Below are 14,131 nucleotides of genomic sequence, written 5' to 3' on the forward strand. Positions count from 1 at the left end.
ACAACCCATTACACTCAGTCGAACCGCTAATAAGCGTTAATATGTCAATAAGTTAATCTTAGATCAAATCTCGACGATAAGAGTTTAATCAAGACTGGCATGTAATTGCTTAAGTGCTTGATCGCACATAGTCTTTAAGGCTTTTAGTTCGCTCGCCTCGCCGCCGACTTTGCAACGCATCAAATGGGGAATTTCACTTGCCTGTGTTTTGAGGGCAAGCCCCGCTGGCGTTAAGGCCAGCACTCTCACGCGTTCATCCTGTTCGCTACGCCCGCGAGTCACTAATCCTTTAGATTCTAGCCGCTTCAGCAATGGCGTTAACGTGCCTGAATCGAGGAAAAGTTTATCACCTAAGGTTTTGACACTAATCCCCTGCTCTTCCCATAGCACTAGCATGACTAAGTACTGCGGGTAGGTTAGATCTAATTTGTCCAACAAAGGGCGATAGGCACGCACCATAGCATTTGCAGCACTATAAAGTGAGAAGCACACTTGATTCTCAAGACATAAGGTATTCTCTGTGCTGGTATTTTCGGCCATATCGACAGTATTAACACGGGTGTTGGGTTGAGTTGTTGCCATAGGAAGATCCGACAAATTAAATATATTGCGCACAATATACTTGCATTCACGCCAAAGATCGAATTATAGTTTATCGCAATTGAATTGCGCACAATTTAAGTCAATTTACTTAATCCTTAATCTTAAAAGGTCTAATACTATGAAAACACTTTATGAAACACGTGCCACAGCAAAAGCGGGTCGTCAAGGTCAAGTCAGCACTGATGATGGTTTACTGGATGTCGCTTTAGCCTATCCAAAAGCCATGGGCGGTAGCGGTCTTGCCACGAATCCTGAACAACTGTTTGCCGCAGGTTATGCCGCCTGTTTCTCAAACGCCGTTCTGCACGTCGCAAAAATCGGCAAAGTGGATATTACCGAAGCGCCAGTCAGTGCAGTTGTTGGCATAGGTGCTAATGACGCCGGTGGTTTTGCATTAGCGGTTGCCTTAGAAGTCAGCTTAGATTTACCGCAAGAAGCCGCAGAAGCCCTCGTGCGTCACGCACATCAAGTTTGTCCATACTCGAACGCCACGCGCAATAATATCGACGTGAAACTTAGCGTAAATGGCGTAACGCTAGGCTAACCATAACCCATCATCGACAACTGTTGATAACGTCAGAAATAGAGCACCCTCGGGTGCTTTATTCTTTATTAGCCAATAACAGCTCAAGCTGAGAGTGAGTGTGCATCACACCATTTCACAAGGAGATAAACTGGTTTCAGTTCCCAAAAAATTATTATTCGCGAGTTAACTAACACTTCTTAATATCTAATTTAATCAAAATGATTGATTTAAGTAGAGTAAGAGATAATCGAACCGTTTGACGATACTTAAACCCACTCTCTGTGGGAGGCGCTATGACAAAATATCTATCGAAATTATCTCTCTTTTGCTCGCTATTATTCCTCTTTGCCTTTTCTATCCCGAGCTGGGCCGAGACAACACCCTCAAGCTCAGCGGATCGAACGTGGCATTATGTGAATGATCAGGGTGAGCTCAAAATTAAGCTGTATTTCTTTTGGTCAAAAACCTGTCCGCACTGTGCAGAGGCCCATCCCTTCATTGATTCATTACCGCAAAAATACCCTTGGATAGAACTCGAATCCCATAGGGTGTCAGATCCCGGCGTGCAGGATATTTGGCAAAATATCGCCGAAAAAACAAGTACAGAGGCGCGTTCTGTGCCCTATATGGCCAGTTGCGAAAAGGCCATTGTGGGATATTCAAGTGAAGCAGTCACGGGTGAGTTTTTAGTTAATCGACTGAAGAATTGTTATTTATCCCTTGGCGGTAAACTGAGCGACGCTGACCTCCCCACCAAAGGAGCCACCAGCACAACCACAAGCGCTCAAACAGATGCACCGCTCTTTGGCACTTGTGGCACGGATACTGGTGAAGGCACCTGTGATGCCACCAGCTTAAGCGAGCCCGTTGCAGAGCCAGAAGTTCAACCCGTTGAATTACCTTTAGTGGGAGTAGTGACACCTGAGACTATGTCTCTGCCGTTACTCACCTTAGTGCTCGCAGGTGTCGATGCTTTTAACCCTTGTGCCTTCTTTGTGTTGCTATTTTTACTGTCGATAATGGTTAATGCCAAGAGTCGCAGCCGCATGTTACTCGTCGGCGGGATTTTCGTATTCTTCTCCGGCTTTATCTATTTCCTGTTTATGACAGCATGGCTAAACATCTTCCAACTGCTGGGGGCAGGCAGTGATGGCGGTATGATCATTTTAGCGGCGGGTTGTTTAGCTTTGATTGCTGGAGTCATCAATATCAAAGATTACTTCTTTACTAAGGGAGAAGTGACACTATCGATGTCGGCAGAAAATCGTACGAGTCTAATAAAACGCATGGGGAAACTATCCAATTCCAGTAACTTAGGCGCGTTACTCATAGGTTCTACTGTATTAGCTATCCTCGCCAACGCCTATGAATTACTTTGCACCGCAGGCTTCCCAATGATCTACACCAGTGTGCTATCTATGCACAATCTGCCAGACATTGAACGTTATATGTATCTGGTTTTATACAATATTGTATATGTGATCCCGCTAGCTATTATTGTTATCGTTTTCAGTGCGACCTTAGGCAAACGTAAGTTAACCGAAAAAGAAGGCCAAACCCTGAAACTTATGTCAGGCGTGATGATGTTAGGTATGGGTATCGCACTGGTTATTGACCCAACAGCACTGCAAAATGTGAGCCTGGCACTCGGATTGATTTTAGGCTCGCTAGGCGTTACAGCAATAATTGTTATCGGCCGCAAACTGCTCACGGCCAAGGCAAAATAATTGCAAATTGGCAAATTCATGTGTAACGACTAAAGTTAACCGTGGGTTTGCCGATAAAGGGATCCAGCTTACAATTGAGGTTAGTTATGTCAATTTCACTGAATACACAAGCTATCGCACCGAATCTAGAAAATGGTGCAATTGGCGTTAAGGTTGCTCAGTTAGCCAAAGAGCAGCAAAAAGCCGAAGGTCAAATCGCGGTAGATTTAATTGCAGCTGCGGCGCCAAAACCCGTAGGCAATGCAGGCCACAACATCAACACCACGGCCTAATTGTTAGCAATACAAAATCAAAAAAAGCGCTCTGATTATCAGGGCGCTTTTTTTTGTTATTTTCTCTAAAACGTCAGGCTAATTTAAGAAAAAGCGTTACCATTCACGTGCATAATAGTGAATGTCCACACCACAAATGCCAGTGGGATATGCACTAAGGCATAGAAACACTGATCGAGTCGCCCCATTCCTTTTGCAAACAAAATCAAATATAAGTGTAATCCAATCACCAAGGGAAATAGCGCTAACAGCGGATAGAGTGCGACAGGATTTGCATCGGAAAATAAGCTGTGACTGAATAAAGCCCACGCCACCATAAAGGCGGTCGTCAACGGCGGCGTTGCAATGCGATATTGCTCTGGATAGGGAAACATCCTACGACCTCTGAGTCTCAATCAATAAATTTACGTTGTAGGTTTTCGCGCAATCAACTGGGCTTTATAACTGCTTTGAGTGGACTGCGGATCACATAATCGACCTTCAAAGTAATGTAAAGATTGCCAGTTAGCAAACACTGATTTGAGTTCATTTTCAGTAAGTAAGAAATCTGGGTTGCGTGGCCGACCTATCTGCGCCTGTTGCGTTGTAAAGGTTTCATAGACAATAAGGCCTGTGCTCTTAACCGCCTTAGCAATTTGTGGCAGTAATGGGCGATGCAGATAATTAAATACTAAGACAATATCGTACTCTTCAACCGGCAATAATGGTCCTGCCTCTGCTTCTAAATCCCTTTGTAATTTGTAAGCATTAGCCTGATCAATGTGTGACATGGCTGACAAATCTCGATCGATAAAAGTCACTTCAGCCCCTTGCGCTAAAAACCACAAACCATTACGCCCAGAACCGCAAGCGAGATCGAGCACCTTAAGTCCATCGAAGCAACTCAAGTCTAAGTTAGACACAGATGGATTAGGCCAAGCGAACTCTGTGATTAACGCAGCAGGCGTTAAAGTTGACGTATGGGTTACAGACATATCAATTAGCCCTTAATTTCTTTTTTCGAGTCAATTTGCCGACGATGCACAATAGAATAATGCCTGAGCCCTGCAGGGCCATGGGACACGATCACTGACAAAAAAAGTATCACGATTAACAGCTCAGGTTTGTAATGAGCCAGCGGCACAAACAGGCCAAGCAAGCCTATTTTTACTAAAGTTAACACTCCCTTAAGCTGGATCAGCCAGCGCCAATCCCGTGCGATTTCCCACAACATTAATATGCTGCCCGTCGTCATCGCGAGATACCAATAACTCAACCATTGCACTTTATTGACATCTAATAAAATACCACCACCGACACCAACGATCCCTAAAATATGTAATGCCCTTAAACTGGTTTTACTCAAACGTTGAAACCAAAAACGTTTTTCTGATATGCCTTGTTTGTGCATTACAACCCCTTAAGAATCAATTGCGTAACATTTAATTAAAATGATAATATAATTTTATACAATAAAGGCTTTTGAAATAACATTATTTATAGAATATATAAAAATAAGTAAGCCATCTCCTCAATATACAAGATTAAATTATAATATCTATAAAATACAAATAGATAAAACACACCACCAAAGCCATAATTTATGCCTTTTTTATTTTATAAAGTTAAAATCAATCCATTCAATATGTTAACTCACGCATGTTATACCGTATTGAAGCAGTGATTAGTCTCAACTTCATTAATATTTCCCATCCGATTGCACATTTTAAATATGTTATTTTCGCTGTAACAAAGGTTATGTGATCTGAACATACATATACCTCTTTAGATAGTGCTAAATTTGCAAATGGAGAATGCTCTAACAGTGCGTGAGCTGCGTAAAAAATAAATATCACGCCACGATGAATAACCCTTATTAAGTAGATGAATGTACGGCGGAGGAACTATCATGTTCACAAGAAAGATTCAAAAAACAGCACTAGCCATGCTGATCTCTGGCGCTATGGCAGGTACTGCCTATGCAGCACCAGAAGTGCTAGCCGATTTTCACGGTGAAATGGGTAGCTGCGACAGCTGCCACGTATCAGACAAAGGTGGCGTCACCAACGACAACCTTACCCATGAAAATGCTCAGTGTGTTAGCTGCCACGGTGATTTAAAAGAACTGGCCGCCGCTGCACCTAAAGATAAAGTATCACCCCATAAATCTCACCTAATTGGCGAAATTGCTTGTACTAGCTGCCATAAAGGTCATGAAAAATCAGTCACCTATTGCGATGCTTGTCACAGCTTCGGCTTCGATATGCCTTACGGTGGCAAGTGGGAACGTAAGTTTGTGCCTGTTGATGCAGACAAAGCTGCTCAAGATAAAGCCATTGCCGCTGGCGCAAAAGAAACCACTGATGTCGTGATCATAGGTTCAGGTGGTGCAGGTCTTGCTGCAGCCGTTTCAGCCCGTGATGCAGGCGCTAAAGTTATCCTGCTTGAAAAAGAACCTATCCCAGGCGGAAACACTAAACTTGCTGCTGGCGGTATGAACGCTGCAGAAACTAAGCCACAGGCTAAACTAGGTATCGCAGACAAGAAACAAATCATGATCGACGACACCATGAAAGGTGGTCGCAATATTAACGATCCTGAATTAGTCAAAACCTTAGCCAACAACTCATCAGACTCTATCGATTGGTTAACCTCTATGGGTGCCGATATGACTGACGTAGGTCGTATGGGTGGCGCAAGTGTTAACCGTAGTCACCGTCCAACAGGCGGCGCTGGCGTGGGTGCACACGTAGCACAAGTTCTATGGGACAATGCAGTGAAACGTGGTACTGACATCCGCTTAAACAGCCGTGTAGTACGTATTCTTGAAGATGCGAGCGGTAAAATTACCGGCGTATTAGTGAAGGGTGAATACACAGGTTATTACGTGGTCAAAGCTGACGCTGTCGTTATCGCAGCGGGTGGTTTTGCGAAAAATAACGATCGTGTAGCTAAGTATGATCCTAAGTTAAAAGGCTTTAAAGCGACTAACCACCCAGGTGCTACAGGTGATGGCTTAGACGTGGCATTGCAAGCGGGCGCGGCAACTCGCGACTTAGAGTTTATTCAAGCTCACCCTACTTATTCACCTGCTGGTGGTGTGATGATCACCGAAGCGGTACGTGGTAACGGTGCGATCGTGGTTAACCGTGAAGGTAACCGCTTTATGAACGAAATCACCACCCGTGACAAAGCGTCTGCCGCGATTCTGCAACAAAAAGGCGAAAGTGCTTATTTGGTATTCGATGACTCTATCCGTAAGAGCTTAAAAGCCATCGAAGGCTATGTGCACCTGAACATTGTTAAAGAAGGCAAAACGATTGAAGATTTGGCTAAACAGTTAGATATTCCAGCGGCTGAACTCGCTAAAACAGTGAAAGCTTATAATGGCTTTGTTAAATCAGGTAAAGATGCTCAATTTGAACGTCCTGATTTACCACGTGAATTAGTTGTTGCACCTTTCTACGCTCTCGAAATCGCGCCAGCAGTTCACCACACTATGGGTGGTGTTGTGATCGATACTAAAGCCGAAGTGAAGAGTGAAAAAACGGGCAAACCTATTGATGGTTTATATGCAGCAGGTGAAGTCACAGGTGGCGTTCACGGTGCTAACCGCTTAGGTGGTAATGCTATTTCCGATATCGTTACTTATGGCCGTATCGCGGGTGCATCTGCAGCTAAATACGCTAAAGACAAAAAGTAAAATGCAATAACGGAGGGTTAAAGGACTAACCCTCAGCTCATATAGTACGACTTTCAATATGAGAGCCCTAGCTTGAACACTTCAAGTAAAAGCAGTCAATCAATAAGCGAGCCGTCAGGGGCTCGCTTTTTTATTCCCAATTGATGATAAAGCTCACTCTTTTAAAGGGGAATTTTCTAAGGCTAAGGACAAAAAGCCCTAACTCACTTACACTCTTTGCCAGATAATGACATCAGCAAACCCGTTAGGTGACTGAAATGAGAATTGGATTTTTTAGCGCGAAACATTACGACATGCAGCACTTTAACCGCACAAATGCTGCGTTTGGTGCACAAATTGAGTACTTCGATTATCGCCTCTGCATGCAAACAGTGAAGCTTGCCGAAGGTTTTGAAATTGTCTGCGCCTTCGTCAACGATTCACTCTGTGAAGAAGTTCTGGTCGAACTCGCTAAGGGTGGCACAAAAATTATCGCCATGCGCTGCGCTGGATTTAACAACGTCGATTTAGTTGCCGCTAAACGCTTAGGCATGCAAGTCGTTAACGTACCAGCTTATTCTCCTGAATCCGTGGCCGAACATACAGTCGCACTGATGTTGACACTGAATCGAAAAATCCACAAAGCTTACCAACGCACCCGCGATGCCAACTTCTCCCTCGAAGGCTTAGTCGGCTTTAACATGTTCGGCAAAACCGTCGGCGTGATTGGTACAGGTAAAATCGGCGTAGCAACCATCAAGGTATTGCTCGGTTTTGGCTGTAAAGTCATTGCCTTCGATCCCTTTATCAATCCGGCTGTCATCGCGCTGAATGTTGAATATCAAGATCTCGACTCTATTTATGCCAACAGCGATATCATCAGCTTGCATTGTCCGTTGACCGCGGATAACCGTCACTTACTAAACCAAGCCAGCTTCGCCAAGATGAAACCCGGTGTCATGGTGATCAACACCAGCCGCGGTGGTTTACTCAATGCTTTCGACGCAATGGAAGCATTAAAACTGGGACAAATCGGCTCGCTTGGGCTCGATGTATATGAAAACGAAAAAGGCCTGTTCTTCGAAGACAAATCGAATGAAATTATTCAAGACGATGTATTCCGTCGTTTATCAGCCTGCCATAACGTGATTTTCACGGGTCACCAAGCCTTCCTCACCGAAGAAGCCCTAGGCGCCATTGCCAAAACGACCTTAAGCAATATAAAAGCACTATGTGCCGGTGAACTCTCAGGTAACGAATTGTTTTAACTGACAGATAAAATCCTGACTGCTAAAGTGAGGCTTCAACGTTTGAAGCCTCATAGAGGAATATAAATATGTTAGTGACTCAGGAAATTCAGGATATCTCCACGCCTTCAGGGCTAATGCGCACCTATATCTATCGCCCAGAAGCACAGGGAATATTCCCAAGTATCATCTTTTATTCCGAGATATTTCAGCAAACTGCGCCCATCGCCCGCACCGCGACTATTCTTGCTGGCCACGGTTTTGTGGTGTTAGTACCCGAAGTGTTCCATGAACTGAATCCTTTAGGCACAGTGCTGGCCTATGATGAATCAGGTAAAGATAAAGGTAACGCCGATAAATTTGCCAAACCCCTAGAACACCACGATAGCGATACCCAAGCACTGATCGATTTTGCCACTCAACAAACTTACTGCAATGGCAAAGTTGGCTCTATGGGCGTGTGTATCGGCGGCCACTTAGCCTACCGCGCCGCACTCAACCCCGCTATTTTAGGTGCATTTTGTCTTTATCCTACCGACATTCATTCCAACACCCTACCCTGCGCTTACGGCAATGACTCATTGAGCCGCAGCGGTGATATTCAAGGGGAATTAGTGTTAGTGTTCGGCAAGCAAGATCCCCACGTATCCGCGGAAGGCCGTGTTCTAATCCACCAGCAATTAATGGCGCTGAACCGTAACTTCACTTGGCTTGAAGTCAACGCCCAACACGCCTTTATGCGTGATGAAGGCGAACGCTATGATCCCGCACTCGCACTGCAAATGTACCTGCAAGCGACGGCTTTTTTTCAAAGAGTGCTTCGATAATTGCCTTTGAAGAATCCTACCGCCACAAGTTAGAAGCCTTTATTGCATAATTCAAATAATACAGCAGGTTATCCAAAACACACTTAACTAGCAAAATTCACGCTTAATGAAACAGACTAAAACCTTAACTCGCGTTAAGGTTTTAGTGATTCATCATCTTTTTATTCAATGAAACTAAGCGCCTAGTAAAGGTAGATGTTTGATACTTTTGTATTTCAACGATAATTCAATACATTGGGAAATCGCAGATTCTGGTAGGGGATCATGGATATTCAACACTATGGCTCGATTCCCTTCAAACTGCAGCACGTCGGAATGCAGCTCTCGAAATGTATCAATCAGCTTAGTTTTACAATTAAAGAATAGGTAATATTGTTCGGGATATTTAGGCTTCCAGTCAAACCTTACTGTGCTCCCATTTTTAACGGAATAACTCGGCTCGCCCCATTTTAAGCTCTCTTCCACCGCGCCTAAATTTTGCGCTTCGGCAATCGAAAAAATCAAAATTCGGATCCGTAATAGCAAGGGAGTTATATGCTCAGGGTAGCCTTCAAACTTGTTCTGTACTTCCGCTTGCATGCTCTCATCCTCCAATTTATGCAATGCCGAATCATCATATCTGTAAAACAAAAAACTATGCAGCGGGCCCACATGGTTGAACTTCCAAACCCTTAGTCATCGGTGATTTATCACTTAGTGGAAATATAGAGATAGTGGAAATAAGTAGAAACAAGCGTAATTTTATTTTTCCATATCAAAAGTGTCGATTATATCAGCACTTTATTATAAACCGCGTATTAGGAGTGTGACACAGTGTCGCAGGTAGTTGAGTTTTTATTGAGATATCAGCTTAATCCTTTATAAAACATATTTTTATTTAAACAAACCTTTCATAGGCTTATTATGTCCAGCTCTGCAGTAATGACTTCAATTGCAATATCCCTAACAAGTATGGCCACTTTTTCAGGGATAGCGGCCGAAGCCGAAACTGAAGTAATGTTTCCAGCATCTGCAATTAAACCTCAATTATCGACTCCCACTGCTATCGAAAGGATTGCCATTACAGGAAGCCGAATTCAAAGGGAAGAGATGGCTTCCACCGCGCCGATGACCGTTTTTACCGCGCAAGATATCGAGAAAACTGGTGCCACCTCAGTTGAGGTATTGCTGCAAAGAATGACGGCCTCTGCGGGGTTTGCGGGTAATCAAACGAATGCTTATTGGACAGAGGGCGGCTATGGTTCAACCCAAGTTAACCTACGCGGATTAGGGGTAAATCGCACACTCGTACTGCTCAATGGTCGACGTATGGTGAACAGTGGCACAGGGGCGAACTCCTCTGTAGATCTTAATACTATTCCCGTTAGCGTGGTTGAACGAATCGAGGTATTAAAAGATGGTGCATCCGCCATTTATGGTGCCGATGCGGTTGCTGGCGTGGTCAATATTATCACTCGGCAACAAATCGAAGGGGTTGAGTTTCAAGCGCGAACTGGCATAACCGAGCAAAATGATGGTGAACAGTACAAGCTCGACCTTGCCATCGGTCATATCGGTGAGCATGGCAGTGCATATGTGGCGATGAGTTACGATAAAACCCAAGCCGTCGATATGTTGAGTCGCGCGCCTTGTCCGCTTGAGGAAGTTAATGGTGAGCTAGTGTGTGGCGGTAGTTCGGCGCTGTCGGGGGGAAAAGGCTATTTCATTGATGCAAATGGCAATCAAATCGGCAATGAATTAATGCTATTGCCAACAGGAAGTGCCCCTTACACCAGTAGCCATAAAGATAATACTTATCAGTATTTTAATGCGGTTCAACCTAACGAGCGAGTCAATCTGTTTGCCTACGGTGAATATGACTTAACGGCGAGCAGCCAAATGTTTGCAGAGGCTATGTACACTCACCGTCGCTCACAATTACCCGCTACTCCGCAATCGGTGTCAGGTATCGTGATCCCTGCTTGGCATGAATCAAATCCGACCGATGAAGACTTCCTTCTACAGAGTCGCAGACTGGCAGAAGCGCCCCGACAATTTAATATTCAAGCGGATACATGGCGCTTAGTGACAGGTTTTAAAGGGGATTTAGATAACGGTTGGCAATGGGATGCTGCCGTTAACTTCGGCAGTAATCGTGGTTCCTATGAAGTGACCAATGTCATTAATAAGGTTCGTCTTGCCGACGCGACAGACTATAGCAACTGTAATCTTGATCCTAATGTCCCTTGCGCAGACTTTTGGGGAGCTGGCTCACTCACACCTGAAATGCTGGACTATTTTCTGTTTAACATGCGAGATAACGGCGGTAATGAGCAGTTTAGTCTCACGATGAATGTCACAGGCGATCTATGGCAGTTACCCGCGGGCATGATGAGTTTTGCCGTAGGACTAGAGCACAGAAACGAGAAAGGATGGAATGATCCTGACCCACTTAAAATCAGTGGTGAAGCAAACACTGCCCAGCAAGAACCGATTGATGGTAGTTACACTGCTGACGAAATCTATCTTGAAACCTTATTACCTATTTTAAGCGGCCTGCCCTTTGCCAAGTCGGTCGAATTAACTGCGGCGTTGCGATATTCCTATTTTGATACCTTCGGTGGCGATACCAATTATAAAATGGGGCTACTGTGGGTCATCAATGACGCAGTGACGCTGCGAGCCACACAATCCACGGCATTCAGAGTACCGAATATTCCTGAGTTGTTTGGCGGTATCGATCAAGGTTCCATGAATACCACAGATCCTTGTAGCGAGTGGGCTAAGCTCGATCCTAGCTCGAATCGATACGCTAATTGTATGGCATCAAACGTGCCAACGAATTATAAGCAAGAAGGCACTATTTTAACCGACCGTGGCGGCAATGCCGAGCTAGAACCAGAAGAGGCCAATACCTTTACTGCCGGTATTGTTTGGGATCTGGGATTTATTGAAGGGCTCAACATCACGCTCGATTACTACAAAATAGAGATTAATAACGCCATTAACTCAGTCAATGGTTCGAGCAAATTAGCCGCCTGTTACGACAGTAAAGGGATGACGCATCCTTTCTGTAGCGACGAGCACTTTGTGCGAGACGCGATGACAGGCAACATCACCTACTTACAGACACAACTGGGCAACGCCGCCAACGAAGTGGTTTCAGGTGTTGATATGGCGATGTTTTACCCAAAAGAGATGGGCAGCGTTGTGACTAATACGACTTGGGAGCTGAGCTATTTAGATCAATACGATCTACAAACCTACGCTGGCGCCCCCGTTGAATCACGATCTGGCACCATTGGTTATGATGGTAGCTACACCAAATGGCGCTCAAACCTCTATTTTGATATCACGAATGACAATTGGCGCTTTAGCTACAACATTCAATATATCGGCGCGGCGGATGATCAATATGCCAATGCCGGAGATATAGGTGACGCCGTTGATGCGGTCACTTACCATAACGCACAGGTTCATTATCAAATGGACAGCAATATAGCCTTAACGGCAGGTATCGATAACCTGTTCGATAAACAAGCGCCATATCATCAAAGCTATACCGACGGTAATACCAACACTATGACGTACGACCTAATGGGACGTCGTTACTATGTCGGAATGAAATGGGCTCTGTAATGCTTTGGGCTTAAGGGGGCAATCCCCTTAAGCAAGCAGGCTAAATTAGTTCATAAAATAAAAGGTGAGTCATCAACTTGAAGCGGGTTAACACACTAAAACGAGTCTCATCGGCGCACTTTCTGCACCGATGGTTGATGCTATTGCTGGTACTGCCGATTGGGATCTGGTCAGTCACCGGCAGCTATTTTGTATTAATGGATCTTGGGTTTATCCGTGGCGATCATATTAAAGTGCAAGACACCCAGCATATCGATCCCAGCCAGATCCAGTACCCAATCGCAGCGGTTTATGCGCGTTTCCCCAAGGCTCAAGCAATCGCGTTAACCTCAATCACTGATACCCTCTATTACCAGATTAAACTGAGCGATAAGTCCATTCTCGTGGACGCAGATTCGGGTGAGTTATTGCCTTCGATAACGGAGAAACAAGCCCGAATGATAGCTTCAAACTATCAGCATAACGGGTCTTTACCCGTAGAGGCTAAGCTTGTTAGTGCAACTCTGCTCACCGATACCGCCCCAGCTGAACTAGCGCCGCAATACCTACCAGTTTGGAGAATGGATTTTAACGATAGTGCAGCCACAAGCCTTTATCTGTCAGCGACAACAGGTGAGTTAGTCACGCGCAGACATGACTATTGGCGTTTATTCGATCTCTTTTGGAAATGGCACATTATGGATTACGACGAGGGTGAAGCCATCGACAATCTTCTGCTGCTGAGCACGGCTCTAATCTCTATTGTGGCTGTATTAGCTGGCTTCGTCTTACTTTGGCAGCGCAGAAGGAAGTATCTGAAATGATGCCGAAACTTAAACCTAAGCTCCAAAGTAAACACTTCAAACGCTGGGTCAAAATCGCCCACTATTGGCTCGGTGCCATAGTAAGCATTCAACTGCTACTTTGGCTTGTTACTGGGGTCTATTTCAATTTAACGCCCCATGATGAACTCAAGGGAATGGAGTACCAGCTTAGCCATAGTCCTACACCGCAAAGGCAAGAGTTTGATCCACAAAAGCTCGTGGATATCGCTCCCTTACTGGCTAAGCATACTCAGGTAGAAAGCCTGACATTAATGGCGCTCGCGGGTAAGCCCGTTTATGTACTCGATGCAAAGGTGCAGCGTTATGCACACCAGTGCCAGCAGCAAACCTTGATTGATGCCTACACAGGCAATGCCTTACTTATTGATAAACAAAGCGCGCAACAACTGGCGCTTGAAAGTTACACCGGCCCAGGCAAGATTACCCAAGTTAAGCAAATCTCAGCCCCCATTAGCGAATGGCCAACCCAGTGCAATTCACTGTGGCAAATAGGTATGGATGATAACCTGTCGACGCGGATTTACATCAATGCGGTTAATGGCGAATTAGTTGGCCATAAAAATGACCACACAGACATCGCCGACTTGATGTTTAAATTGCACTTTATGGATTACCTCAATCAAGGCAGCTTCAACAACCCCTTTAGCTGGCTGTTTGGCATACTGACCTTGTTGTTATCCCTATCAGGCCTGTATTGGGTTGTTGAGAATCTTGTACTCAAGCGCTATCGATTAAGCCTGAGTTGAGTCTTAGTCAGGTGTTAGTTAAGTGCTATTTAAGCGTTAGTTAAGTGGCTAGAACGGCAAAAGCGATTTCATCTCATCGT

Annotated in this window: 14 protein-coding genes; 9 read left to right on the forward strand and 5 right to left on the reverse strand. The window is 44.7% G+C overall.

Annotated elements, in window-relative coordinates; translation table 11 throughout:
- Positions 1–84: 84 nt before the first annotated feature.
- Positions 85–582, reverse strand: coding sequence for a hydroperoxide resistance transcriptional regulator OhrR (gene ohrR / locus L5M40_RS08770; RefSeq protein ID WP_263163773.1), 498 nt, complete (start codon positions 580–582; stop codon positions 85–87).
- Between the two features lie 139 nt (positions 583–721).
- Between ohrR and L5M40_RS08775 the strand changes: the two genes are divergently transcribed.
- The 3 genes from L5M40_RS08775 to L5M40_RS08785 all read left to right on the forward strand — a co-directional run bounded on the left by L5M40_RS08775 (position 722) and on the right by L5M40_RS08785 (position 3,128).
- On the forward strand, positions 722–1,147 hold the full coding sequence (locus tag L5M40_RS08775) for an organic hydroperoxide resistance protein (protein ID WP_131524696.1): 426 nt from the start codon (positions 722–724) through the stop codon (positions 1,145–1,147).
- A gap of 275 nt (positions 1,148–1,422) precedes the next feature.
- On the forward strand, positions 1,423–2,856 hold the full coding sequence (locus L5M40_RS08780) for a cytochrome C biosynthesis protein (RefSeq protein WP_131524697.1): 1,434 nt from the start codon (positions 1,423–1,425) through the stop codon (positions 2,854–2,856).
- Positions 2,857–2,942: 86 nt separating this feature from the next.
- Complete coding sequence (locus L5M40_RS08785) at positions 2,943–3,128, forward strand: cytoplasmic protein (protein ID WP_106651481.1); 186 nt, start codon at positions 2,943–2,945, stop codon at positions 3,126–3,128.
- Positions 3,129–3,211: 83 nt separating this feature from the next.
- On the opposite strand, the gene L5M40_RS08790 is transcribed toward L5M40_RS08785, so the two are convergent.
- From L5M40_RS08790 to L5M40_RS08800, 3 genes are read right to left on the reverse strand one after another with little or no spacing between them, the layout of a single operon-like run.
- Positions 3,212–3,502: a hypothetical protein gene (locus tag L5M40_RS08790; protein ID WP_131524699.1), complete on the reverse strand. Its 291-nt coding sequence runs from the start codon at positions 3,500–3,502 to the stop codon at positions 3,212–3,214.
- Between the two features lie 30 nt (positions 3,503–3,532).
- Positions 3,533–4,102: a class I SAM-dependent methyltransferase gene (locus L5M40_RS08795; RefSeq protein ID WP_263256516.1), complete on the reverse strand. Its 570-nt coding sequence runs from the start codon at positions 4,100–4,102 to the stop codon at positions 3,533–3,535.
- Between the two features lie 5 nt (positions 4,103–4,107).
- Positions 4,108–4,518, reverse strand: coding sequence for a hypothetical protein (locus tag L5M40_RS08800; RefSeq protein ID WP_105250071.1), 411 nt, complete (start codon positions 4,516–4,518; stop codon positions 4,108–4,110).
- Between the two features lie 498 nt (positions 4,519–5,016).
- On the opposite strand from L5M40_RS08800, the gene fccA reads away from it, so the two are divergent.
- The 3 genes from fccA to L5M40_RS08815 all read left to right on the forward strand — a co-directional run bounded on the left by fccA (position 5,017) and on the right by L5M40_RS08815 (position 8,863).
- Complete coding sequence (gene fccA, locus L5M40_RS08805) at positions 5,017–6,810, forward strand: fumarate reductase flavoprotein subunit FccA (RefSeq protein WP_113939829.1); 1,794 nt, start codon at positions 5,017–5,019, stop codon at positions 6,808–6,810.
- A gap of 257 nt (positions 6,811–7,067) precedes the next feature.
- Positions 7,068–8,057 carry a 2-hydroxyacid dehydrogenase gene (locus L5M40_RS08810; RefSeq protein WP_105250073.1) on the forward strand — a complete coding sequence of 330 codons (990 nt, stop codon included), beginning with the start codon at positions 7,068–7,070 and terminating at the stop codon, positions 8,055–8,057.
- 68 nt (positions 8,058–8,125) lie between these two features.
- Positions 8,126–8,863, forward strand: a complete 738-nt coding sequence (locus L5M40_RS08815) for a dienelactone hydrolase family protein (RefSeq protein ID WP_263176845.1) — start codon at positions 8,126–8,128, stop codon at positions 8,861–8,863.
- Positions 8,864–9,037: 174 nt separating this feature from the next.
- On the opposite strand, the gene L5M40_RS08820 is transcribed toward L5M40_RS08815, so the two are convergent.
- Positions 9,038–9,442, reverse strand: coding sequence for a DUF1801 domain-containing protein (locus tag L5M40_RS08820; protein ID WP_105252988.1), 405 nt, complete (start codon positions 9,440–9,442; stop codon positions 9,038–9,040).
- A 324-nt stretch (positions 9,443–9,766) separates the two neighbouring features.
- On the opposite strand from L5M40_RS08820, the gene L5M40_RS08825 reads away from it, so the two are divergent.
- From L5M40_RS08825 to L5M40_RS08835, 3 genes are all read left to right on the forward strand, one after another.
- Positions 9,767–12,481 carry a TonB-dependent receptor gene (locus L5M40_RS08825; protein ID WP_263176846.1) on the forward strand — a complete coding sequence of 905 codons (2,715 nt, stop codon included), beginning with the start codon at positions 9,767–9,769 and terminating at the stop codon, positions 12,479–12,481.
- Positions 12,482–12,618: 137 nt separating this feature from the next.
- Positions 12,619–13,284 carry a peptidase gene (locus tag L5M40_RS08830; protein ID WP_317629669.1) on the forward strand — a complete coding sequence of 222 codons (666 nt, stop codon included), beginning with the start codon at positions 12,619–12,621 and terminating at the stop codon, positions 13,282–13,284.
- Complete coding sequence (locus tag L5M40_RS08835) at positions 13,281–14,051, forward strand: PepSY domain-containing protein (RefSeq protein WP_105250077.1); 771 nt, start codon at positions 13,281–13,283, stop codon at positions 14,049–14,051. The genes L5M40_RS08830 and L5M40_RS08835 overlap by 4 nt, the downstream gene beginning before the upstream one ends.
- The last annotated feature ends 80 nt before the right edge of the window (positions 14,052–14,131 follow it).

Origin of the sequence: Shewanella sp. SM68 (assembly GCF_025653925.1) — a bacterium.
GTDB classification, from domain to species: Bacteria; Pseudomonadota; Gammaproteobacteria; order Enterobacterales; family Shewanellaceae; genus Shewanella; species Shewanella oncorhynchi.